General features: G+C 51.4%; 16 protein-coding genes. 5 read left to right on the top strand and 11 right to left on the bottom strand.

Annotation, left to right across the window (positions count from 1 at the left end):
* Positions 1 to 209: 209 nt before the first annotated feature.
* The 7 genes from ACFORK_RS04330 to ACFORK_RS04300 all read right to left on the bottom strand — a co-directional run bounded on the left by ACFORK_RS04330 (position 210) and on the right by ACFORK_RS04300 (position 10,365).
* On the bottom strand, positions 210 to 2,960 hold the full coding sequence (locus ACFORK_RS04330) for an S-layer homology domain-containing protein (RefSeq protein ID WP_379196045.1): 2,751 nt from the start codon (positions 2,958 to 2,960) through the stop codon (positions 210 to 212).
* Between the two features lie 79 nt (positions 2,961 to 3,039).
* Positions 3,040 to 3,729 (bottom strand): GerMN domain-containing protein, encoded by a 690-nt coding sequence (locus tag ACFORK_RS04325; RefSeq protein WP_379196043.1) that lies wholly within the window; start codon positions 3,727 to 3,729, stop codon positions 3,040 to 3,042.
* A 104-nt stretch (positions 3,730 to 3,833) separates the two neighbouring features.
* Complete coding sequence (locus ACFORK_RS04320) at positions 3,834 to 5,270, bottom strand: N-acetylmuramoyl-L-alanine amidase (protein WP_379196041.1); 1,437 nt, start codon at positions 5,268 to 5,270, stop codon at positions 3,834 to 3,836.
* 164 nt (positions 5,271 to 5,434) lie between these two features.
* A complete protein-coding gene (locus ACFORK_RS04315) occupies positions 5,435 to 6,991 on the bottom strand; it encodes an N-acetylmuramoyl-L-alanine amidase (protein WP_379196039.1) in 1,557 nt (518 codons plus the stop codon).
* Between the two features lie 204 nt (positions 6,992 to 7,195).
* Positions 7,196 to 7,798 (bottom strand): 3-isopropylmalate dehydratase small subunit, encoded by a 603-nt coding sequence (gene leuD / locus ACFORK_RS04310; protein ID WP_379196036.1) that lies wholly within the window; start codon positions 7,796 to 7,798, stop codon positions 7,196 to 7,198.
* Positions 7,799 to 7,827: 29 nt separating this feature from the next.
* Positions 7,828 to 9,252, bottom strand: a complete 1,425-nt coding sequence (gene leuC / locus ACFORK_RS04305; protein WP_379196034.1) for a 3-isopropylmalate dehydratase large subunit — start codon at positions 9,250 to 9,252, stop codon at positions 7,828 to 7,830.
* 291 nt (positions 9,253 to 9,543) lie between these two features.
* Complete coding sequence (locus ACFORK_RS04300; protein WP_379196032.1) at positions 9,544 to 10,365, bottom strand: GNAT family N-acetyltransferase; 822 nt, start codon at positions 10,363 to 10,365, stop codon at positions 9,544 to 9,546.
* A 247-nt stretch (positions 10,366 to 10,612) separates the two neighbouring features.
* Here ACFORK_RS04300 and ACFORK_RS04295 point away from each other — a divergent pair, with 247 nt between their 5' ends.
* Positions 10,613 to 11,530, top strand: a complete 918-nt coding sequence (locus ACFORK_RS04295; RefSeq protein WP_379196030.1) for a LysR family transcriptional regulator — start codon at positions 10,613 to 10,615, stop codon at positions 11,528 to 11,530.
* A gap of 201 nt (positions 11,531 to 11,731) precedes the next feature.
* Here ACFORK_RS04295 and ACFORK_RS04290 read toward each other — a convergent pair whose 3' ends face one another.
* Entirely contained in the window at positions 11,732 to 11,929 is a 198-nt protein-coding gene (locus ACFORK_RS04290; RefSeq protein WP_379196028.1) for a hypothetical protein, read from the bottom strand.
* 446 nt (positions 11,930 to 12,375) lie between these two features.
* Between ACFORK_RS04290 and proB the strand changes: the two genes are divergently transcribed.
* From proB to proC, 3 genes are read left to right on the top strand one after another with little or no spacing between them, the layout of a single operon-like run.
* Positions 12,376 to 13,479: a glutamate 5-kinase gene (gene proB, locus ACFORK_RS04285; protein WP_379196026.1), complete on the top strand. Its 1,104-nt coding sequence runs from the start codon at positions 12,376 to 12,378 to the stop codon at positions 13,477 to 13,479.
* 42 nt (positions 13,480 to 13,521) lie between these two features.
* Positions 13,522 to 14,769 carry a glutamate-5-semialdehyde dehydrogenase gene (locus tag ACFORK_RS04280; RefSeq protein WP_379196024.1) on the top strand — a complete coding sequence of 416 codons (1,248 nt, stop codon included), beginning with the start codon at positions 13,522 to 13,524 and terminating at the stop codon, positions 14,767 to 14,769.
* Between the two features lie 28 nt (positions 14,770 to 14,797).
* Entirely contained in the window at positions 14,798 to 15,667 is an 870-nt protein-coding gene (gene proC, locus ACFORK_RS04275; protein ID WP_379196022.1) for a pyrroline-5-carboxylate reductase, read from the top strand.
* A 145-nt stretch (positions 15,668 to 15,812) separates the two neighbouring features.
* On the opposite strand, the gene ACFORK_RS04270 is transcribed toward proC, so the two are convergent.
* On the bottom strand, positions 15,813 to 17,945 hold the full coding sequence (locus tag ACFORK_RS04270; RefSeq protein ID WP_379196019.1) for a glycoside hydrolase family 3 C-terminal domain-containing protein: 2,133 nt from the start codon (positions 17,943 to 17,945) through the stop codon (positions 15,813 to 15,815).
* Positions 17,946 to 18,055: 110 nt separating this feature from the next.
* Positions 18,056 to 21,166 carry an alpha-mannosidase gene (locus ACFORK_RS04265; protein WP_379196017.1) on the bottom strand — a complete coding sequence of 1,037 codons (3,111 nt, stop codon included), beginning with the start codon at positions 21,164 to 21,166 and terminating at the stop codon, positions 18,056 to 18,058.
* Positions 21,167 to 21,467: 301 nt separating this feature from the next.
* Here ACFORK_RS04265 and ACFORK_RS04260 point away from each other — a divergent pair, with 301 nt between their 5' ends.
* Positions 21,468 to 22,583, top strand: a complete 1,116-nt coding sequence (locus ACFORK_RS04260; RefSeq protein ID WP_379196015.1) for a GntR family transcriptional regulator — start codon at positions 21,468 to 21,470, stop codon at positions 22,581 to 22,583.
* A 460-nt stretch (positions 22,584 to 23,043) separates the two neighbouring features.
* On the opposite strand, the gene ACFORK_RS04255 is transcribed toward ACFORK_RS04260, so the two are convergent.
* A complete protein-coding gene (locus tag ACFORK_RS04255) occupies positions 23,044 to 25,365 on the bottom strand; it encodes a glycoside hydrolase family 95 protein (RefSeq protein ID WP_379196013.1) in 2,322 nt (773 codons plus the stop codon).
* Positions 25,366 to 25,512 lie beyond the last annotated feature (147 nt).

The raw sequence follows: 25,512 nt of genomic DNA, 5'->3' as shown, positions 1-25,512 counted from the left end.
ATGCCAGCGCTTCCCATTTGATGTAAGGAAATATAAACAAAGTATGTATTATAGCGCAGTTCTCCATACATTTCAACAGATGAAAGAACAGTTCATGCATAACTATAAATAAGGACGACCATACCTTGCTATATTTCAAAAAAAACGTCTTGACGCAGGCACAGCCTTGCGTCAAGACGGTGTTTCTCACGGAAATCCACCACTCGCAATTATTGTTTCACAACTTCCACTGCGACATCGTTATTGAAATACATTATAATCTTATCATTTTCTTTGAGAGATTGCACGGATAATGTCGTGTCTCCTTGGTGAATATATGCATTTGGTGCCAGACGGAAACGATTGGAATTATCGTTCATATTCTCCCGCTTCACTATAATCTCGTTCGTCGCACTCTCATAGCGCGAGAAGATGCGGCTTGCCTGAGACAGGACACGGACGATTATGGAACCATTGGCATCTTTCCGGGCTTCAATCCGGTCAGCTGTAGTCAAGCTTCCAAGTGTTGTCGTTGTTGTGCCGTCTCTAGTAATTCTAATTCCACTGCTTGTATTGAAGGTCTGCACAGCACCCGTATAATCCTTCACGGTCAGCGTGCCTGCAGTAGCATCTACGCCGCTAACTGGGCCTGTAGTAAGCTTGACGGTCTGAATGGCAAGTGGAGTCGAACCTTCAAAGGACACGTTCACAAAATCTCCTGCCTTCATATCGGTCAGCTTCGCAGGCTGCCCAGCTTCGTTGGTCAAAGGCAACTGAGTAGTGTTGATCTCACTACTGCCTCCGTTGACTTTAATCGCAATCCGGTTAGTTCCCGAATTGACCATCGAAGTTTCGAGCTGCAGAACTGATTTTACTTTAAGAACAGAGATGATATCCTGATTCGTACCCAGCGCTGCTATTACTCCACTGCCAATTGGCACATCGGAAACCGTAGCGTTACTGTTGCCGAACTGCTCCACCGAAGTCGGATATGGAAGAGTAAGACTTTCCCCTGCATTTATCTTTATGACCATCGTTCTAGCCGTGGCATTAACGGCAGTCAGTGTGCCCTCGTATTTGGTTAGCAGCTCCAGCGAAAGGACTCGCATACCCAGCGCCTGCAAGTTTATCTTGCGACCCTCAGTCAATCTTGCTCCGACTGTCGTTAGATTTGGCGCAATTCCGTCAAACGCTAGCTTGGTTTTTTCATCTAACTGAATGACATGCGGCTTGCCACTCACATCCTTGATCGTCAGCAGCTGAGTTTTGGAATTATAATCTACAATGGTCGCGCCGTTGAACTGGTCGATCTGCCGACTCAAGACCTCAATCTTGGTGACCTGATCATCGCTTCCGAGTGTAAGCTGTATATTGTCTCCTCCAGTAGCATCTGCCACCAGATCATCGCTGGAAGGATTCGTGAGGCCTGGAATAACAATCGTCGGCTTAGCCGCCAAGAGCTTCACCTCTCGTCCTCCATCCTTTTTCTTATACACAACCGTAGTACCCGTAATCTCGTTCAGAATGCCTTGAACGGTGCGCTCAACACCTTCAGTAACCTCTACGGTACGGATTACATTCTCTTGAATCGTATATTTGACTGCAGAACCTGGCTTCAAATCAGCAGGCTGCAGAACGCTATTCTGAGAGCTGAACAACGAATTGCCATCTGCCCACTTGAAAGTCTCAGGAACACCGGCAGCATTCTTGAAAGTAATACTCTTGTCCGTAAGATTTACACTTTGGATTGTTCCTGTTGTTGTCTTATTGATCACACCAGAGGTGACCTGCACCTTTACTACTTTGTGAGAACCGCTATAAGTTTCCCGCGTCAATGTTACGACACTATCCGCTACTAGTGAAGACGGCTCAATTTTATTGCCGCTGGCATCCACGAAAGTTGTCGTATCATCGTAGTAGTACTCAGTAAAGCCTGTTGCCGATTTCAACCACAGCTTATTGCCTGGGGCTACCATGGCAAAATTGCCTGAGAGGCTTTCAATTTGCTGTGCCGGATCAGTTATCTCCACATAGGACGCATTATAAGTAGCTCCAATAACAGTTACCTTTGTGTACGGCTGAAGATCGCTCAGATTGATTCGATTCTCGGAAGTGCTAGTAAAATATGCGGTGCTAGCGTTCAGTCCATGCACAGACGTATTTCCGTTATCGTAGACAGATAGTCTATCATTCTTCAGCTCACTGATATACCCCTGCACAGTATTGTCATATACAAGCCCTGACTGTGCTTGTGCACGGCTGAAGAAAGTCGCCAGCTGTGCACGGGTTACAGCACCCTGTGGATCAAAACGGTTGCCATCCAGCCCGTTCGCCAGACCGAGACTAACCGCCAAGTTTATGTAACCGCGTTTGTTTGCGGACACCTTGGCATCATCGGCAAAACCCGTCGACGTGTTCCCTGCCGCTACCGCATCCGCACCCTTGCCGAGCGAACGGATCAGCAGTTCAGCGATCCACTCCCGGGAAGCTTTACGCTCACCCCACGTAGTTTTCCCATTATCTGCTGTCAGTTCAGTAGTCTTATCAAGCAAACCTTGCTGAAGTGCATATATCACGTAGGACTTGTAGTAGTTAGATACCTCAAAACCTGTTGGAAGAACGGTTTGTGTATTAGGGTCTACATTGCCCGCCTGCTTCATGAAACGCAGCGCCATCAATACAGCTTCCTGCTGGGTTACGGGATCGCCGGGACGGAACAAGCCGTTGTTACCGACAATAATCCCCTGTGCCGCTAATTTATAAATATGCTTTTCGGCCCAAAAGCCTGCTTTTACATCGCTAAATGCACTAGGGGCAGAGACATTGCTCTGATTCGCTGGCGGGTTGGCTGTAGTGCTTGCAGTATTATCTGCAAAAGCCGCGCCTGTTCCACCCAGAACCATAACCCCCGCCAGAACGGCCGAAACCGCTTTGGCAGAATACGCCTTCATCGGACGTTTCAATCTTTTTTGTCTGGACAATAGGTTGTTCTCCTCTCAATAACCCATGATTGTTGTGTGTACCTAGTACTTCGCCAGTCAGTAGCAGAACTCCTTCGTATTACAAGCTGTTCTCTCTGGTCATAGGATGTTCCAGATCGACGTGGCCCATCAGACTTTCAACCTTTTGGCCGTCCACCAGCATTTCGATGCTCTTCACTTCGTCAAATTGGAAATAGGTTTTGGCAAGGGCAGTCATCGCCATGGATTCTCCACCAGCACCCAGTTGTGCATCTTGCGGTTTATGGATATCCATAAGGATCTGTCCATCTTCGAATTTGAGCGATTTCAGCTCAATTTTGCCCCACAGCGGGATTTGCTCTTGATTATCGCTACTTTGCAGTGCTTTGAAAGCATCGCTATACTTCTCCACTGGATCGGCAAAATGGATTGTGGCCTTCGCAGCTACAAGATCCATGAGCTGTGGATCGGTATAGTAGACGTCAATACTCTGGCTTTTCTTCTCAACAGCAGCCGGTTTTTCTGTAGCAGTCGGAGCTGTCGGAGCAGGCGTACTGTTGACAGTATTATTTTCCGGCTTCTCCGTTGCTTCAGGCGATGTACTCGCTTCTGCTTGTTCTTCGCCTACGGCAGTATTATTATTGCTGCCGTTCTCACCAGCACCGTTCACAACAGCAGGCTCCAAATCGTTTCCATTAGCTGGAGCAGCCGTCGGTTTATCACCGCATCCGGCAATGACTAGTAAAAGCAAAGCAGCAATTCCTGCGTAACCTAATTTCTTGTTCATCATTTCTAATACCCCCTTAGATGAATACGAGCAGACCTGTACCGCATAGTTTTCGGGCCGAAAAACAGGCGGGAAATACTGTGCGGCGCTGGTCTGCCGTTAAGCTGTTATTTTAATCCGAGATATTCATTAATTCCGCTGACAATACCAGCAGCAACTTTGCTCTGGAAAGCATCGTTGAACAAAAGGGCTTCATCGTTCTTGTTGCTCAGGTAGCCAACCTCCAGCAGCACCGCTGGCATCTTTGTTTCCCGTATAACATGGAAATTTCCATAGCGTACACCTCGGTCGCTGAGGCCAGTGGCCTGTACAAGGTATTTATGCATCACGCTTGCCAACGCTTTGCTGGCATCACGCTGGTAATAGGTTTCACTCCCGCTGGCTGAGGAGGACGCACCGCTGTTAGCATGAACGGAGATAAAAAGATCCGCTTTTAGATTGTTCGCCAGGGCTGCACGATCTTTCAGTTCGAGAAACGTATCGTCGCTTCGTGTGAGCACTACGTCAACCTTATTCTCCTTCTTCAACAGATCAGCAGCCTTCAATACGACAGCCAGATTAAAGTTCTTCTCATACTTTCCGGTTACACCCACCGCACCGGAATCCTTGGCGCCATGCCCTGCATCCAGAACTACCAGCTTTCTTCCGTTGTTCACTGGTGGGGTGCCAGGATCAGTTGTAGTTGACGCATTGAGATCAATGACCACTAACTTCGAAGTATCACCGGTAACATTCACGCTGTAATTCTTCGAACGGGTCAAATCAATGACAAAGCGGACAACATAAGGATTCGTATTATAGAGCGAATAGCGAACCCCCGACACATCGGGATAATCAGTAACTGCAAGACTACCGTTCATGTTGGAATCAAGAGCTTGTCCGGTACCAAAAACATTCGAGAAGGTAGCATTCGGCAGATCCACAACAATACGGTCCGGGCCGGTTACCACAGATACCTTCGGCTCGACATTGCCATCAACAGCAATGGTCAAGCGGTTCTCACTAAAGCTCAAACCATTTACCTGGGCCAGATTGGAGCCAGGGTTCACAGGAGGCTGCCCATCTCCTGGATTGCTTGGGTTCTCCGGCTGAGAACCATTGTCTTCCGGAGCATTTGGTGTAGTCAATGTTACAATCTTCTGCGAATTGTCCCAATCAACCAGCAGACCAAACTGTTCACTGATGAAACGGATCGGGACTAATGTCGTATTACTGCGCAGTAACGGAGCAGTGACCAGGGTAACGGTCTTATTGTCGACAGAAGCCGTTTTCTGATTGACCACGAGCTTAATCGTCTTGAATGAATCAGAGATGGTTACCGTCTGACTCTTCTGCTCCCAGTCCACCTTGTAGCCAAGATTCTCTGCAATCATTCTTAGCGGGACCATAACCGTGCTGTTCACATTTTCAACAGGAGCTCCTTGTTCCGCCGTAATCTCCTTGCCATCCAGAATAATCTTGCTGCCCGAGGCAGCGGCATGTCCATTTTCCGGCAAGATCAGTACAAAAAGTAACAGCAACAGCATAAAACCAAATTTCTTCATTCTCCACCTCTAAGAATCTAGTATTCCGCCTGAGAAAGACGTTCTTGTTGACCTGACGACCAGCAACCTTCGACATCTATTAGACGCCGCCTCTCTACAAAAGTTGCGAATATATTCCATAGGGGAACTGAGATTTGCAGAACCCCCACGGCCTCAGCCCTAATCTATAGTCCAAGATATTCCTTAATCCCCGCTGCAATCTCTCTCGCAAGGTTGCTCTGAAGATCGTCTGTATACAGCGCAGCTTCATTGTCGATATTGGTCAGATAACCAGCTTCCAGCAGCACGGCGGGCATGCGTGTCTCCCTGGTTACATGAAGGCTCTTATAGCGGACTCCATTGTCCTTAAATCCCGTTCCGGCTAACAGATGCTTATGCATAATTTGTGCAAAAGGCAGGCTCTCGCTTCGACTGTAATAAGTCTCACTACCGTTGATTTTGTTCCAGTTCGGAAAAGTTGTCTCCAGAGAATTGGCATGCACCGAGAGAAAAAGAGTCGCGCCAGCCGCCTCAGCAATCACTACCCGATCTTGCAGCTCCAGATGGATATCTTCAGTCCGGGTGTATACCACTGTCATCCGTCCGTCCTGTTCCAGTAATTCTCCCGCTTTACGGACCACGGCCAAATTAAAGTCCTTTTCCAATCGCCCCGTGATACTGACCGCTCCCGGCTTAGAACCACCATGCCCCGCATCCAAGACAACTATCGGTTTGCCAGTATTCCCAGGTGTCCATCCGTTCCAGGAATTACCTTGCGTGTTGAGATCGATGGTAACCAGACCGGTGGCCTCATCCGAACTTAGTTGGTAAGGCTGATTGACCGTTGTCTGAATGACAAACCTTACTATAGAAGGACTGGTGCTGAACAAAGCGTACCTGATCTCGGATACGAGCGGGTATCCCGACACATCCAGCTTGCCTTGTGGAGTGCCGTTACCGGCCAATCCCTGCTGCAAGCTGCCTGCAAATTCCGGTGCAAAAGCAGCGCCAGGTAAATCTATAATAATCCGGGCCGGATTATTCATTACCATTACGCTTGGTTTGACGCTCCCATCAACAGCAACAACCAGCTTATTCTCACTGAATACAGCACCTTTGACCTGTGACGCACCTGCAAGAGAACCCTCGCTGCCCGGAACAGATGAGGGCGCTGCTGAAGGTGTCGGAACGACTGTGCCCGGAATACTTCCATCCAAATTTCCCGGCGTGGCTGAGGGTAACGGAGCAGCAGGTGATGGTACTGGTGTGGGTACTGCAGCTTGTGGAGTCGGCGCTCCTCCAGTTAAATAAACGATTTTGTCACGGTTGTCCCAGCCCACCTTTAGCCCAAACTGCTCGCTGACAAAGCGGATAGGCACCAGCACCGTGCCCCCAGTTTGTTTGGGTGCAGCATTCAGATCCAGATGTACCCCGTCAGCATTAGCCGATTTGCTGCCGACAATAAGTTCAACACTTTTGAAATTTTGTTTTATGGTCACTTTGTGAGATTTTTGCTCCCACAACACTTCAAACCCCAAATTCTCTACCACAACTCGTATTGGGATCATCACACTTCCGTTCACGTTCTCAATAGCGATCCCCTTGGGTAGTGTAAGTTCTTTATTGTCCAGCACGATTTTACCTTTTGCCTTTCCTGCCGCGGCAGCATCATGGACGGAAAATGACAGAAATATCAGCGGTAGTAAAAGTAGCGAAAATAGCAAGCGAGTGGTTCTCCCCATCCTTTTCTCTCCTTTGATATTTAGATTCACGAACTTCCATAACTATCAGACGACAGAAACCTTCCAAAAGTTGCCTCTACAGGCAACGAATATATCGATTATAACAAAAAAACTTCTATTTCCGATGTCGGAAATAGAAGTTTTTGCTAAAATAGAATATTTTAATATAAACCAACATGACTCATAGAGTCGTCGTACAAGGTATTAACCAAACAGCTTAGCAGCATGGCGATCTTCGTAGGCGGAAATTTCATCCGCATGCTGAAGAGTAAGACCGATATCGTCCAAGCCTTGCAGCAGGAACTGACGACGGTGCTCGTCAAGGTCAAAAGCAATGTTTAAGCCATGATCATCGCTCAGAACCTTATTCTCCAGATCTACGTGCAATTCGTAGCCATCATGCTGAGCCGTGCGTTGGAACAGATCTTCCACTTGCTCTTCCGACAGCTTGATCGGCAGAATACCGTTCTTGAAGCAGTTATTATAGAAAATATCTGCATAAGACGGAGCAATTACCGTCTTGAAGCCGTAGTCCATAATCGCCCACGGTGCATGCTCCCGGGAGGAGCCGCAACCAAAGTTAGCGCGAGAGATCAGGACAGACGCACCTTTATAGCGCGGCTTATTCATCTCAAATGTCGGGTTGTCGTTTCCTGCTTCGTCAAAACGCCATTCGTAGAATAGAAATTGTCCAAATCCGGTCCGTTCAATCCGTTTCAAAAATTGCTTTGGAATAATAGCATCCGTATCTACATTGACCCGGTCCACCGGGGCAACGATTCCTGTTAATTTTTTAAAAGCTTCCATATTAGTTCCCTCCCGCTTAGATCTGATTCTTATGAGCCTATGGCTTCCGTCTTATAGTTCCAGTCACGAATGTCTGTAAAACGACCTTTGATCGCAGCAGCAGCAGCCATTGCAGGAGATACAAGATGCGTACGTCCTCCACGGCCTTGGCGACCTTCAAAGTTACGGTTGGAGGTAGATGCGCAGCGTTGTCCTGGCTGCAGAACATCCGGGTTCATCGCAAGGCACATACTGCAGCCTGCTTCACGCCATTCAAAGCCCGCTTCCGTAAATACTTTATCCAGACCTTCTTTTTCCGCCTGCATTTTAACGCGTCCGGAACCAGGAACGACGATAGCCGTTACTTGATCAGATACTTTGTGGCCCTTGGCAACCTGTGCAGCAGCACGCAGGTCCTCAATCCGGCCATTGGTGCAGGAGCCGATAAAGACATAATCGATGCCAATTTCAGAGATTGGTGTACCTGGTACGAGATCCATATATTCAAGCGCTTTTTCAGCAGCTTTGCGTTCATTTTCAGTTGTAAAATCAGCCGGATTCGGCACAGTTGCTGTAATGTCGGTACCCATACCTGGGCTTGTGCCCCAGGTTACCTGTGGAATCAGGGTCTCAACATCAAATTCAACAATGGTGTCATACTCTGCAGCTTCGTCACTTACGAGCTCTTTCCAAGTCTCAACTGCAGCGTCATAAGCAGCACCTTGCGGTACGTACTGGCGATCACGCAGGTAATCGAATGTAGTCTGGTCAGGAGCGATCAGACCGGCTCTCGCGCCACCTTCGATCGACATGTTGCAGACAGTCATGCGCTCTTCCATCGACAGCTCACGAATTGCTTCGCCTGTGTACTCGATAACATAACCTGTAGCAAAGTCAGTACCATATTTAGCGATAACGCCGAGGATCATATCTTTAGCAGTTACGCCAGGATTGCGCTTGCCTGTGAAGCGAACTTCCATCGTCTTGGCTTTGGCTTGCTGCAAACACTGGGTGGCCATTACGTGCTCTACTTCACTGGTTCCGATACCGAACGCCAGTGCGCCAAATGCGCCGTGTGTGGAAGTATGGCTGTCGCCACAAACAATTGTTTTACCAGGATGAGTCAGACCGATTTCTGGCCCCATAACGTGTACGACACCTTGGTCGATGTCATTAAGGTCGAACAGTCTTACTCCGAAATCACGACAGTTCTGGGAGAGCGTGTCGATTTGTTGTTTGGAGATCGGGTCCTTGATATTAAAACGGTCTTTAGTAGGTACGTTGTGGTCCATTGTCGCGAACGTAAGCTCTGGACGACGAACCTTACGGCCAGCCAGGCGCAGGCCCTCGAAGGCTTGTGGAGAAGTCACTTCGTGAACCAAATGAAGGTCAATATACAGAATGCTAGGTTTGCCTTCTTCCTGATGAATAACGTGATTGTCCCAAATTTTCTCAAACATTGTCTTCTTGCTCATGAATTTCACCTCATCGTTTAATCGTTCATTGGAAGAGAGTGTGGAGTCTCTCTTGAATGAACTAAATATAACATCGCGCTATTTATTATTCCAAGATATAAAAACTATAGGATTCATAGGCGTGGACTATAAGTAATAGCAAGCAAGAAATACTATACTAGGTGCCCAGATATTCTATCGCAAGGAGCTGAGCTGAATCTGCCAATACAGCCGGGCCCCTGTGCAAGGGGCCTTCAACTTACTTGCTGTGTACAAGCACGAAGAATCTAGAGAGTGATCTGTGGGTCGATTCTACAGAGGTAGATGCATCTCAATCTGCTCAACCTCTAACTTACCAAAGCCCAATGCTTGAAAATAACCTCCTAAAGCCGCGCTGCCTGTCAGACAGACATTCAGCTTCTCCGTGTGCTGCCGGGCGGCCGCTTCTGCGATCATGAACAACCCAAGCCTCTGTCTACGGCGCAGTGGGTCCACCCAAAGAAGGTTGATCTGTCCTTGCTTGCTCATAGCAATCAGAGCGATCTGCCTGTGGTCTTCGTCCAGTGCAGCCAGCAATGCTGAGTCTGTGCTTGTAGCATAGAACGGGGGATCACACTGCCAGTTGATGTGACAGTCCGTGAGGCTCTCCCGAAATGCCTGTAATGTGCCGAATGAAATAGCTTCCACAGTACACGCTGGCGCAATGGATAATGGAGGCAAGGCTGAGGCTTCTCCCGTATAATACTCAAGCGTATCAACGGCCTGATATCCCTGTTTTTCATAGAAACGAATAGCCCGACTGTTCACCTTGAGCACTTCAAGAAACAGCTGTTCACAGCCTTCAGCGATGGCCGCGCTGCTATGCAACTGGAATAGCTTGTCACTGATCCCCCGGCCCCGATAATCCGGTGCTATACAGAACCCACCGCAACGCATCGTCTTTAACCCATCAAATTGTCGAATACCACCTAGGATCAGCCCCACAGGATCTTCCCCATCCAGTGCAATGAAGGAGTGTTCTAAAGTATTGCCTTCTGGACCAAAGAAACGCTCTGTGAACACCTGCTGGTCCAGGGTTAATGGAAGGTAATAGTCCGAGAATCCCAGCAAAAAAGCCGCATGTATAACCTTCATATCGACTTGTGCACATACTGTATAAGTAACTATATCAATTCACCTCCTTATTTTGGTAAAAATCAATTGATTCTGCACACAGTCTAGCAGTAGGCTGATCACTTGTAAATCTGCAATTACCCGCGCCAGCTCCCCCTCTACCTTGAATAGAAGCTGCTCTAATCACAGCCTATATTAAGCCAATGATTAATAGGTTATACTTATAAGGAGTATTATTCTAATCCAATAATTCAGGGAGTTTTTTGATATGGAATTCAGACAATTGCAGTATGCACTGCAGATCGCTGCCGAAAGAAATTTCTCGCGCGCAGCAGACAAGCTGCATATCGCCCAGCCGTCTCTGAGTCAGCAGCTATCCAAGCTGGAAAAAGAGCTAGGAGTCCTGCTCTTCCAGCGGAATACCAGCTCCGTTGAGCTGACCCATGCAGGCGCAAAATTTGTGGAGCAAGCCCAGATCATTATCGATGCTGTGGAGCTGCTGCGCCAGGAAATGTCCGATATCTCGGAGCTTCGTTCCGGCCGCGTCGTCGTCGGCAGTATGCCGATCACAGGCGCGCATTTGCTTCCACATGTACTTCCGGTCTTCAAGCAAAGCTATCCGGAGATTGAAATTGCGCTGCTCGAGGACTCCTCCATGAACCTGGAGAAGCTAACTGCTGGCGGACAAACCGACCTTAGCCTGCTATCCCTCCCTTTAGAGGTTCCCGCATTGGCTTATGAAGTTCTGGGAGAGGAACGGATTGATCTGGCGGTTCCCGCCGATCACCCGCTTGCAGCCCGCAGCAGAGATGGAATCCGCACTTCGCTGGAGGAGCTGAAGGATGAGCCTTTTATTGTACTGAAGGAAGGCCAGGGCTTCCGCAAGCTGACAATTGAGCTATGCCAGGAGGCGGGGTTTGAGCCGAAGATTGTTTTTGAGAGCAACAATATGGAGACTGTACAGTCACTCGTGGCTACAGGTATGGGGGTTACGCTTGTGCCTCATTTCATCGCCCGGGCACCGCGCAGCGAATTTGTGCCTGTCTACTTACCGCTGGCTGAGCCTGTACCGAGCCGAACACTGGTCTTCGCATACCGCCGCGGTCGTTATCTATCCAAGGCCGCTGAGGCTTTTATGAAGACGTTCCGCACAACCGTGGCTGGGTTGACGGATGAGGAAGCTTAGCAACAAAATGTAGTTATCAAACAGACGGCTGCCTCTTCTGTGAAGGATCGCCCCGTCGTTTATTATCAATATATTCCACATGAGAAAAGCCGCCGGACATCTTGCAAGATTGTCCAGCGGCTTTTTAGCTCTCCATTTTCTTAGTGTAAGGTATCTCTGACTTTTCCTTCCACTAATCTTCTGTCAGAAGAACATATAGCTTTATTTACGCATATTACGTTTAGTAATCAAGCGGTTCTGATCATCCGAGACCCGCGCAGTGCTTTCGTCCACCGATCCTCTCGTTCCGGGATCCCCTGTCTTGTCCTCGATGAACTCGCGCAATACGTTGTTCTGAAACTCAGCGGATTCATTTAATTGTTGGATCTGTTCCTGTTGGACCTTGTTGTCTTTACTCAAGTTACAGCCACCTCCTGGTAACAGATTATAAGTATTTTACCCGTTCCTCCCAAGGATAATCATCTTTTTCAAGACACTTTAGTCGCCTAAAATAAATAGCTTGCCTCCCCTTTGCAAACCACCCTTTGCCATGTTATTCTATAGGACAAATACTGAAACGTGCTGACGGGACCAGTAAGAACGAGTCCACCCGCGCCCAGAGAGTAAATTCCGGAAGGCTGAGAGAATTTACCGCGGTTTCGTTCTGAAGCCTACCCCCGAGCGGCCTGCGTGCGCAGGACGGACCCTCCCGTTATGAGAATGAAGTCGGATGAACCCTCATCAATGAAGGTGGTACCGCGGAAGTGAATTCAAGCTTTCGTCCTTTGCTAAGTCTAAGGATGGGGGCTTTTTGCATTTACCCAGAATTCAGAAGATCCTTATCAACCTTGAGGAAGTGACAAAAAGTGACGACAAGAATAGTGGTCAAAATCGGCAGCAGCTCGCTGACCGGACCGGAGGGCGGCCTAAACCATGCCGCCATCGCCTACTTCGCAGCCGAGATTGCCAGGCTGCGTGAAAGGGGAGCGGAGGTGCTGCTGGTCACCTCCGGAGCTGTAGCCGCCGGGTTCCGCAGTATCGGCTACCCGGTGCGGCCGCGGCTGCTGCATGAGAAGCAAGCCGCGGCCGCAGTAGGCCAGGCGCTGCTTATGCAGGCCTATCAAGAGGCTTTCGCCAAGCATGGCATCATCGCAGCGCAAATCCTGCTCACCCGGACTGACTTTTGCAGCCGCCGGGCCATGAACAATGCCGGAATGACCGTTGAAGAGCTGCTCCGTCAGGGAGCCGTGCCAGTATTCAACGAGAATGACACGGTCTCTGTCGATGAATTGAAGTTCGGAGACAATGACACGCTGTCGGCACTGGTCGCCAATCTGCTCAAGGCTTCCCATCTACTGGTGCTTACGGATATGGACGGCCTGTATAGTGGTGATCCGCGCAAAATGCCGGATGCCGTGAAGTATCATCAAGTAGATGAGATCACGCCCGAGATTTACGCGATCGCAGGCGGTGCTGGCTCCAGTGTCGGTACCGGCGGCATGCGCTCCAAGATCGATGCCGCCAAGATTGCTACGCGTGGCGGCGTCCCGGTCTTCATCGGCAGAGCAGCCGAGCCCGGCGATCTCCAGCTTGCAGCCGATGGAACCGGCAAAGGCACTTACTTTGCCACCACCCTCTCTTCACTGCCGGTCAAGAAGCAATGGCTGGGCTTCATGTCCACCCCTCTCGGCACTTTGCATATTGATGTCGGTGCTGTCGAGGCTCTGCTGAACGGCGGGCACAGCCTGCTCCCGATTGGGGTCAAACAGACCGACGGTAGCTTTCATGCCGGAGATGTTGTAGAGGTGCTAGGACCAGACGCCCAGCTGCTAGGGCGCGGCATTGTCAATTATGACGATAGCCAGCTTCGCAGTATTCAAGGCCTGCCCAGCCGCGAAATTGTGCCGAAGCTTGGGGAGGTTCACCGGATGGAGGTCATCCACCGTGACGAATGGATTACACTGAGATAAGAGGGTCTTATTCATACTATTTATATTCAGGGGGGAAATATGATGAGTGAAGTTGTAAGCAAAGCAACCTTGGCCAAGGAAACCGTGGGAGCGTTAGTTAAATTGACCACCGACCAGAAAAATGAAGCCTTGTTGGTGATGGCTACGGCACTTCAGCATGAAGCTGCGGCGATTATCGCCGCCAATGCAGAGGATTTGGAGCGCGGACGCCAGAATGGCACACCAGAGTCGATGCTGGATCGACTGGCACTGGATGAGGACCGGATTGCGGGGATCGCAGAAGGACTACGGCAGATTGCCATACTGCCCGACCCTGTAGGTGATACCCTGGAAACCTTTGAACGTCCGAATGGCCTGTCCGTTGAGAAGATCCGGGTGCCACTTGGCGTTATCGGCATCATCTATGAAGCCCGTCCCAACGTCACAGTGGATGCAGCAGGCCTTTGTTTGAAGACCGGCAACGCAGTTGTGCTGCGCGGTGGCTCTTCCGCCCTCTCCTCCAACCGGAAGATTGTGGAGGTATTACACAAAGCCCTGGCCACTACAGCCCTCCCGCCAAATGCTCTGCAACTGATCGAAGACCCTAGCCGTGCTTCTGTCGATGAAATGCTGAAGCTGAACGGCCTACTGGATGTCATCATCCCGCGCGGCGGCAGCTCTTTAATTCAGAACGTGGTAATGAATGCTACTGTTCCTGTCATTGAGACCGGTGCCGGGATCTGCCATACGTATCTGGATGCCGACGCCGATCCGGAAATGGCGCTCCACATCAGCCTTAACGCCAAGGCTCAGCGCCCTTCTGTCTGCAATTCTATGGAGACACTAATCGTGCATCGTGATTACGCCCGCAATCACCTGCCTTCACTTGCGGAAGCCTTCCGTGAAGCCAAGGTAGAACTACGCGGCTGTCCAGAGACGGTAGCTCTTGTCCCTTGGGCACTTCCGGCGACAGAGCAAGACTATGCGACAGAATATAACGACTATATTCTGAACATCAAAATCGTTGGGGATTTGGATGAAGCAATGGGGCATATTGAACGATACGGAACTAAACATTCGGAGTGTATTGTGTCCGAGACTACCGACCATGTAGCCCGTTTCCTGCAAGAAGTCGATGCGGCTGCGGTATACCATAATGCATCCACCCGTTTCACCGATGGCTTCGAATTCGGATTCGGCGCTGAGATCGGCATCAGCACTCAGAAGCTGCACGCCCGTGGTCCTATGGGACTACCAGCACTTACATCCACAAAATATAAAGTATATGGCAACGGTCAGATCCGGGGCTAATTCCATTATTCAAAGGGGCGTTAACCTTATGTGTCAACAGCAATCCATTCCATTGCTTAATCACGAGATCGTGTTCTACGGTGCGGGCTCCATGGCTGAAGCTATTGCCCGCGGATTGATTAACCGCAATGTAGTGTCTTCGCAAAATATCATCATGCTGAACCGGAGCAGTAACGAACGTCTGGCTGAGCTTCGGGCCCGCTACGGCGTTCAGGGGACAAATGACCCTGAGCAAAAAAACGGATACCTGCGCAGCGCACCCGTGATTGTGCTGGCCATGAAACCGAAGGACACTGCAGAAGCCCTGCGCCATCTGGGACCACTGCTCTCTCCTGGCCAACTGGTCATTTCGGTAATTGCCGGAATGTCTATCCGCACGATGCAAGGGCTGCTGGGTACTCTGCAACCTGTTGTACGTTCGATGCCCAACACTTCCAGCTCCATCGGGCTTGGCGCAACCGGCCTGGCCTTCTCCAAAGAAGTGGATGAAAACAGCCGCCGCCTGGCGCTCAACATCTTTGATGCGGTGGGCATCACAACCGTTATTGATGAGGAACGCATGGAGACGCTGACCGGCATCTCTGGCAGCGGTCCCGCCTACATCTACTATATGATGGAAGCCATGATCGCCGCTGGTATTCGTGGCGGACTGTCCTCCGAGCAGAGCTCGGAGCTGACGGTGCAGACCGTGCTCGGCGCAGCCCGAATGGTGCAGCAGACCGGTGAGGCACCGGCGTCCCTACGCAAGAAAGTCACCTCGCCGAACGGTTCCACTCAGGCGGCGCTAGAAGTGCTGGAGCGGGGCGAGTTTTTCGAGACCGTCATCGCTGCGGTGAACCGTTGCGCTGAACGTTCACGTGAAATGGGAACGGCGCTAGAGAAAGAACTGCAGCAATAGAATTTCCCTTAGGCCCGCATCTACAGAAATAAGCAGCTATGACTCAAAAATATAAAGCGGACGTTTCCCCCATAATGGGAGAAACGTCCGCTTTACTGTTTTCATAACGGAATAAGGAAACCCCTTTCGCTACAACAAAGCAGGATTAGACGAGACTCCACTCAAAAGACAGCGGTGTGCTTCCAGTCAACGCAACGCTCCGTTCATCCGGCTGCGAGGTACCGATATATCCTCTGAATCGCCGACTGTCGTATTGGCGTTCCCCCGCCTCCGTCACGACCTGCATAGAGGCTGGTCGAACCCGCAGTGTTACGGTTTGCGACGCCCCGGCGGGCAGCTTCACACGCTTGAAATCAGCCAGACTGTAGTTGGTGACGGCATAGGCCGACTCCAGATCCTTCACGTAGAGCTGAATCACCTCTTCGATGGCACAGGACCCCGTATTCGTAATCGTAACCGTTGCCTCACAGGCCTCTCCCTTTGCAATTTCCTCTCTCGCAAGCAATCCGGACAGCTCTGTTGAGGAATACGTCAGGCCAAAGCCGAACGGGTACAGACTTTCCTTCTCCATATAACGATAGGTCCGTCCCGCCATAGAATAGTCCGTAAATGCCAGCAGATCATCCGTGCTCCGGTAAAAGGTAACTGGTAGCTTACCGCTCGGCGAGAATTCCCCGAATAGCAGTTCGCTTGCAGCGATACCGCCCAGGCTGCCCGGATACCACGCATTAAGGATCGCATCGCAATGCTCATCGGCCCAGTTAACCGCCAGCGCACTTCCCGTCCCCAGAATCAGTACAGTCGGCTTTCCTACAGCCGTAACCTGCTCCAGCAGCTCCTGCTGGATACCCGGCAGGCCCAGATCAACCCGATCGCCACTGGCATAGGGATTGCTGGCATCCCCTTCTTCTCCTTCGATATCAGCGTCAAGTCCCAGGCATAACACGACGACATCGGAGCGCTCAGCCATCGCGATCGCTTCTGACAGACGGTCATTTCGCCGGGCGCCGTCCTCCACCGAGCTGCGCAGTAGATGACAGCCCTCGGAATAATAGACGCGGGTGCCCGGTTCGACTGCAGCCTGAATGCCCTCCAGGATCGTCACATACTTCGAGGCTGTGCCGAAATAGTTGGCCCGCAGCATCGTTTGACTGTCAGCGTTCGGGCCAATAACAGCGATGGAGGAGACGTTGCTTTTGTTAAGCGGCAGCACTCCGTTATTTTTGAGCAGCACCATGGATTTGCGTGCCGCCTCCAATGATTTGTCACGATGCTCCTGACAATCATTCACCTCATACGGAATATCGTCATACTCTCCGCCCTCATCGAAAATGCCCAGCCGAATGCGACTCCGCATTAGGCGCACGGCTGAAGTCGTAATCTCTTCCTCTGTGATGAGCCCTTCGCGATAAGCCTCCATTAAATGAAGATACGTATGTCCACAATTAATATCACAGCCGTTCTTCAAAGCCACCGCGGCGGATTCCGCGGCATTCGCCGTCACCTTGTGGTGATTATGGAAATCGCAGATCGCGCCGCAATCCGAGACGACATGGCCGTCAAACTCCCAGTCTTGCCGCAGAATCTCTTCCAGTAAAAAACGATTGCCACAGCAGGGGACACCGTTGACCGCATTATATGCGCCCATCACGCTCTCTACCTTGCCTTCCTTCACGCTGGCTTCAAAAGCAGGAAGATAAGTCTCATATAAGTCCTTGAGCGAGACAACCGCATTGAATTCATGCCGTCCCTGCTCCGGACCGCTATGCACCGCATAATGCTTGGCGCAAGCGGCTACCTTCAGCCGTTTTCCTTGGCCCTGAAGCCCTGTTATATAGGCCACACCCAGACGCTCCGTTAAATAAGGGCATTCACCATAGGTTTCCTGCCCCCGTCCCCATCTTGGGTCACGGAAAATATTAATGTTCGGCGCCCACATAGTCAGCCCTTTATAGATATCCCTGTCGCCCTTGCGCAGACTTTCGTTATATTTAGCCCGCGCCTCTGTAGCGATTACATCTGCGATCTCATGAAGATACTCTTCATCAAAGATGGAGGCTAGAGCAATCGCCTGTGGAAATATCGTCGCTGTGCCGGCACGCGCCACCCCGTGCAGCCCTTCATTCCACCAGTTGTATTGCGGCACACCCAGCCGTTCGATGGCCGGCGCCTGATGCAATAGCTGTGCCGCCTTTTCCTCCAGCGTCATCCGGCCGACAAGATCCTCGGCCCGTTCCTGATCGGAATAACCGATATCCAAATAGATCGGTTTGTTCATATCTTCCCTCCGCTTGCTTCCGAAATTAATGTCGTACAGACACAACTTTTAGGGCAGTCTTTTCTTACCGCCATCCGACCCGGTCAACTACTCCCTCCCGATTCACCAGCCTAATAAGCAATCTTGACGGTCTTGATCTCAAAAGGACGGAAGACCAGCTCCGCCTCGCTTCTTCCGCCAAGCGGCTCCAGCGGCTCTTCCAGCATGTTGGTCAAGGACTGTGCGATTAGCCCTGCGCCTAGCGTCAGATGAGTTCTCGTATACGTGCCTTCCGCCTCGTACAAACGCAGAATGAAAGCCCGTTCCCCGTCTTCGCACGGCTTGATCGTCTCGATAATGACATTGTCTGCCGCGATTGCCGCCAGCGGAGCGATCTCTGTCTGTCCAGCGATGACAAGCGACGGACTATTCAGCTCATACGCCGGTTGAATAACGGAACTAGCCGCGAAGCCTTCATCGTGCGGATAGAAAGAATACGTGCACTCATGTAGCCCCTTGTCGCCGCGATAATCTGGCCGGACGCCGCCCTTGTGCAGCGTCAGCCGCATTTCGCTGCCCAATATGGAAATGCCGTATTTGCAATCATTCAACAAGGCAATGCCGTAACGATTCTCTGACAAATCGCTGTATTTATGGTTGAGCACCTCGAACATCGCTTTCTCTTCATTCGTATTGCGGGTTGTAGGACGGCGCAAATACCCGAATTGCACCTCCTGGCGAACGAAATCGGTATGGATCGAAGTCGGGAAGGCCGTTTTGAGCAAACGATGGTCATCCTGCCAGTTCATCACCGTCTCGAAACGCACCTCAGGGCTGGCCGCATAGAAGATCATGTCTTGGTCAAGGCTTGATAACGGGGATAGCTCATAGCGGCTGCGAATTCTGAACTCTACTGCGCCGTCCGCAACCACCTCGCTGGACAGTAGCTTGGCGCAAGGGGCCAGCTTCAGTTCGATATCAGCGTCGATGTCCCAACTGTCCCAGGCGCTTGGCGCGTCTTCTGCCATCAGGAAGGTGTTCAGTGGCAGACCTTCTCCGCGAAGCTCCCGGCCATTGCGCTTATCGGTAAAGGAACGGATATAGCCGTTCTCATCAAATACAACGGTCGCAAATGGTGTCTCCAGCGTGTCTCCGTCATAGACGAAGGCAGAGGATGGGTCCGGCGTGCCTGCCGTCAGTTTGAGCGCTGACGAGGACAGTGCCGGGATGCGCAATCCGCCCACTGCAAGCTTATGCTGTCCGCTCAGGTCCACAAAGCGCTGCTGCGGATAGCCACCCTCCACGATTTGGTCCTCAGCCACTGCCAAATAAAGCGCGTCTTCCCGATCAAAGGATAATGTGTTGATCGCTGTAATACTGCCCTCCACGTCTTGAAGGGAAAGACGCTCCAGCAGCAGCTTTTCACCGTCGTGCAGCAGGGCGGTCATTTCTTCGTTGGTCTGATCATGGGCTCTTGGAATGCATGTTCCTGGCAGCGTATCATGAAACTGGTTCACGAGCAGCGTCTCCATCAAAGGACGAATGCCTTCGTCTGTCACGATACTTCCCGCCTTGACTGCTTCAGCGACCGTAATATACTCCAGATTGCGAAGCAAAAATTCCGCTTTACGGTTATTACGCTTGATCGAATGCTGATTGGTCAACGTTCCGCGATGCAATTGCAGATACAGCTCACCAGTATGTGTGGACGGATTCACCACAGAAGCTTCCAGCTTGCGCATAAATTCACCGACCGTGACATGAGCGGTGCGCGGCACGCCTTCCAAATCCTTGATCCGGCGAGTCATCTCTATCATTTCAAATTGCGGTCCGCCGCCACCATCGCCAAAGCCATAGGAAAGCAGTCGCATATTGTTCACCGTTTTCTCGCGAATCGGATCATGGTGTCTTTTTCCATCTACCACAAAATCAATCACGCTCTCGGCATCAGGCCAAATATGCGTCCGGTTGAAATGCGTCAGCACCTGGGTACCGTCAATGCCCTTCCAATAGAACGTCTCGTAAGGGAAATCCGTCGTATCGTTCCAGCTCAGCTTAGTTGTCAGGAAATAATCCACGCCGCAGCCCTTCATAATTTGCGGGATCGCAGCGCTGTATCCGAAGGTATCCGGCAGCCAGAACGCGTTGGATGTGTAGTTGAAATGCTCCCGCGTATAGCGCTGTCCCCACAGAAATTGCCGGATCATCGATTCCCCAGACGTAATGTTACAGTCGCACTCCACCCAGACAGCTCCGTTCGGCTCATACCGTCCTTCCAGAACCTTTTGGCGAATATCTTCAAATAAATCCGGGTAATTCAGGCGAATCATCTCGGTATGATACGCTGAACTCTGGATGAACTTGTACTCCGGATAACGCTCCATCAAGCTGATTTGGTTGGAATACGTGCGGGCGCATTTTTTGATCGTCTCGTCCCGATGCCACAGCCAGACCGTATCCATATGGGAGTGACCGATCAGTCCCGCGAACGGTGCAGAATCTGAATTCGTCGATTTCAATACATCTTTGAGCAGAGGGGCGGCCTGCCCAAGTGCATCGTAAAATGCTTCCCGCTCAACATACTCCAAAGAATAATACAAAACCTTATGAACCTCCGTAAGCGCATTCAAAACAGCGGCGCGACGGAAGCTATGCGCATCCAGCGAAGAGGCCAACTGATTCACTGTCCGCAAATCAAAATAGAAATCGGCGATAATCTCGTCCATCACACAAATCTCCACACCGTTATAGGCGTAATCAAAAGTGCGCAGCCCGTTATCTTCATACGGAAAACAGCCTTTCACAAAATGCCCGGCATAATACTCCAGCGCAATGTCGATCGCTTCTCCGGCGGCCACCTGCTGTTTCAACAGATCACAGTAATGATTACCGTGTCCAGTGACGACGATTTTGCTGCAAAATGTGCCGAACGGCTTGCCGTTCACCCACAGCATCGCCTCATAACCCTCGATACTCGGTTTGATGTACAACGTCTTTCCATCATGTTCAGCCGGAACGGCATATTGTCCCTTGAACCAGCAATAGCTTCCCTCACCCTGATAGCGGTCGCCGGGCAGACACGGGGAGAATCGCTCCTCCTCCGGAATGACATGGAATTGCCGATCCGTATGGAACATGGACATCTCTACCTGGTCAATGGGCTGGAACAACAGCGGCTCCAGTGTTGTTTCAAAGCGTTGCAGCTTTGACAGCATGCGGTTGATTTGCTTCTCATTCAGCATAATGTGCCTCCTGCTAAAATAGTTTTAGAGTAAAAAGTATTTGATATATCATATTATTGATTTGTATAATATAAAATGCAATACTTTTTTATTTAATATAACAATGTTTTAACAAATCCGTGAGTAGGAAACGGCGGAAAAGAAGAACTGGGGATTGAGCGGAGAGGAACGCTGGTGCAACTGGGAGGTCTGGCCGACTCCATCGAAGCTATCCTGCAAGGAGAACACAAATGAAGATGTGTGCATTGACTTGTACGCAAGGTTTGATACACTAAGTCATAAAACGAAATCGGAGAAAGATATGTCAAAGGATTCCCCAAAATTGCTATATCAAATAATAAAAGAGGACATTTTGTCGCTCATTGAACACAAGCAGTTCAGCTATGACGAGCCGATCTGTACCGAAAAAGGCCTGTCCGAGCAATATGGCGTCAGCCGCATTACTTCCAAACGGGCCATCGACGATCTGGAGAAGGAAGGCATTCTGTACCGCAGGCGCGGAGTTGGCAGTTTTGTTCGCCGCCCTCCTGACGGGTTCTCTAAAGATCCTGCCAATTCGTTGACGCCCCAAGGGGCCGCGACATCCAGCAAAACTCTGCCCTTTGTCCTCCCCTTCGCAGTAACTGAGGGCGGGATGCTACGGATCGTGGAAGCAGCCTCCAGACAACTGGCCGCGTACGGCTACCATTTGGCGGTTCATATTTGCGAGCGCGAGCTGGAACAGGAGCGCAACTTGCTTCAGCATCTCAGCGCCCAGCCTGTAGGCGGGCTGATTCTCTATCCTGCAGGCGCAGAACTGCCGAAAGACATACTCAAGCTGTTCGCGGATAGCGGGAAGCCAGTTATCATACTGGATATGCCGCATGACATCAGCTATTTGAGCAGCATCGTCTGCGACAATTATGGTGGCAGCTACATGTTAACCCGCCATCTTATTGATTATGGGCACCGCAACATCGCCTATTTATCCAGATTCACCCCACAGGAGCGAACCAGTCTGTCCGAGCGCTACAGGGGATTCGTGCAATGTATGCAGGACCATCATCTGCCGGTCCCCCCTGAGCATATCCACATGAACCTGAGCACTGATCACCATATGCTCAAGCATACCATCAACAGTTTGTTCCGCTCCGGCGTAACAGCGATTGAATGTGAAAATGACGAGGTCGCGTTCAACGTATATATGTGCTGCCTCAGCCTGTCGATCCAGGTGCCAGAGCAGATGAACATTACCGGCTTTGACAATATCGAATGGGCTGTAACAGGTAGTGCCCAGATCACCACCGTCGATCAAAATTTCGCAGCCATGGGCGAGATGATCGCAGACCTTATTTTGCAGCCGCAGCGCGAGCCGGTCTTCAGAACCGTGCCGGTGACTCTGGTCCCTCGTGCATCAACAGGTCCGGCGGCGCTATAAGCAGAATGCGCTGAAGCCCTGTTAAGGAATATCCAATAACAGCAGCGTCCCTCATTAGCAGGCAGTGCAGCCGGCGAAGAGGGACGCTGTTTTGTTGTTATGCGGCAGCAACCTGCCATTAAAATACTCGCTTAAGTAAACATTGGCGCAGGTGCAATCATACTTCCCAGCAGGTCGACAATCAGGTCGGTAAGCAGCAAAGCAGGACCGGACCGCTTTTTGGAGCACAGTACATATTAGATCCCTGCTTCAGTCTGCCAGCTCAACTCGCCGAAAGCAGGTAAGGCTGGACCGCTATTTGGAACGCAGCACATACCAGACTCCTGCTTCAGCCTGCCAGCTCAGCACGCCGGAAGCAGGGAGGCTGGACCGACCCGCTATTTGGAGCGCAGTACATACGAGACTCCTGCTTCAGCCTGCCAGCTCAGCACGCCGGAAGCAGAGAGGCTGGACCGACCCGCTATTTGGAGCGCAGTACATACAAGACTCCTGCTTCAGCCTGCCAGCTCAGCACGCCGGGAGCAGGTTGCTCACAGGCCAGTACTCGCTCCTCCTCCATCAACTCCACCTCGTTTGCGACCAGGACCGTACATTTCCCTGCCCGATCCAGACGGATACGGGCTTCGCTCAACCTGTTCTCGCTCCACGCAAGATCAACCGTCACTCCACCTCTAGCTCGCAGTCCCTTCACTTCTCCTTCCGCCCAACGATCCGGCAGAGCAGGAAGCAAGTGCAGCCCGCTGCCATGACTTTGCAGCAGCATCTCTGCGATGCCAGCCGCGCCGCCAAAGTTGCCGTCAATCTGGAACGGTGGGTGATTATCAAGCAGGTTTGGCAAGGTAGAATGCGCCAGCAGCGCTTGTACATTCTCCGCCGCCTTTTCCCCGTCTTCGAGCCGAGCCCACAGATTAATGATCCAGGCCCTGCTCCAGCCGGTATGGCCGCCCCCATTAGCCAGACGCCGTTCCAGCGTAACGCGAGAGGCCCCCGCCCATTCCGGCGTATCTCTTACCGAAAAGCGGGTTCCGGGATGAAGTGCGAATAAATGGGAAATATGGCGATGTCCCGGCTCCGCTTCCTCATAATCCTCCAGCCATTCCAACAACCCGCCGTGCTTACCGATCTCCGGCTGCGGCAGCTTGGCGCGCAGCGTCGTCAGGCGTTCCCGGAAGTCCGTATCCATACCGAGGATGTCGGCGGCTTGAATGCAGGCGCTGAACAGCTCATGCAATATCTGACTGTCCATGGAGGCACCTATACACAATATCCCTTCTGTGCCGTCCGGCAGGAGATAGGAGTTCTCCGGCGATACGGAAGGGTTCGTTACAACTCTGCCGTCCGGCTGTTCGGTCAGGAAATCCTCGAAGAATTCAGCCGCTTCCCTTAGCACCGGATAAGCCTGCTCCAGGGAACTCTGCTTCTGCCCATACTCATAGTGCTCCCATAAATGCAGACAGAGCCAGGCAGCTCCCATCGTCCAGTAGGTTGCCGGAACATAATGATCCTGCGGTGCCGTATCGGCCCATATATCGGTATTGTGATGGGCGACAAAGCCCCGGCAACCGTACATCTCTTTCGCCGTTACCCTGCCAGACACCCGCATGCGTTCAATCATATCGAACAGCGGCTCATGGCATTCGGCCAAATTCCCGGGTTCTGCCAGCCAATAATTCATCTGGGTGTTGATATTAATCGTGTATTTGCTATCCCATGGCGGAAGAAACTGATCGTTCCATAAGCCCTGAAGCGTGGCTGGTAAGGAGCCAGGACGACTGCTTGCCACCAGTAAATAACGCCCGAATTGAAAATACAATCCGATCAGACCCAGGTCAAGCTTGCCCTGCGATACCTGCTCCAGCCGGGCATCGGTAGGCAGAGACTCCGCAGCTGACCCGCTCTCGCCCAGCCGCAGTGATACCCGGCCCATCAACGCCCCCATATCCGCTGTATGTCGCTCCTTCAAAGACTTGTAGCCCAGCGTCTCCGCCTCCTTCGCCCTCCGCAACGCTTCAGCTTCCGGATCGTCATAGCGAAAGGATGTGGCCGCCGTTAGCAGCAAGGTTACACTGTCCGCCTGCTCCACGAGCAGGTGCTCTCCGACAAACTTGGAGCTGCCACCTTTCGCTACCACCCGCAGCACCGTCCGGAAATCCACGCCGTCCGTGCCACCCCCATTTCCTCTCATCACAAGCGTCTGCTGATCCTCCTGCACCAACTCATCATAATAACGATTGTTCGGGCCTCGGCGCATTCTCGCCGTGAAGCTGATTGCCCCCGGTGCATCCGCCGTCAAGCGCAGTACCAGCACCTGGTCCGGAAAGCTAGCAAAGACTTCTCTCGTATAATTCACGCCGTTCGCCGCATAACGAACCGCGGCCATACCAGTCGATATATCCAGCTCACGGACGTATGAATTCACATCTCCCCCATGATGCATAGCCAGCGTAAACTCCCCTAAGGGAACATAATGACGCTGCGACTCCGGCACACCGGACAACGCCAGCACTGCCAATTGCTGTGCCTCCTGCACTTGGCCAGCCCTCAATAAATTCCGAATCGTCTCCAGATTGGTGCGCGCGTCAGGGTTAATTCGATTGCTTGGCCCGCCATACCACAGGCTGTCTTCATTCAGCGTAAGCTTCTCTTCCCTCGCCCCGCCAAATACCATTGCCCCCAGTCGGCCATTACCGATGGGCAGTGCCTCATTCCAGTCTCCCGCCGGCTTCGTGTACCAAAGCTTCAGGTCATCAGCCTGGCCTTGCTTCTTTATTAATTCTGGCATATATAATCCCCTCTCTTGTTCAGCCTGTATCAGATTTGTTCTTCGCTCTCTTCATCAGCGGCAGATCGTCGAAGGCGTATCCGCAGCATGGAACGCGGGGCGCTTGAACAATTCCATCAGCCATGCAGCGTGCGGTTCGTCTATGCC

The sequence above is a fragment of the Paenibacillus sp. GCM10012306 genome, from assembly GCF_042649265.1.
Classification (GTDB): domain Bacteria; phylum Bacillota; class Bacilli; order Paenibacillales; family Paenibacillaceae; genus Paenibacillus_AQ.
The sequence above is the reverse complement of the archived record's forward strand: the minus strand, read 5'-3'. Positions and strand labels throughout refer to the sequence as shown.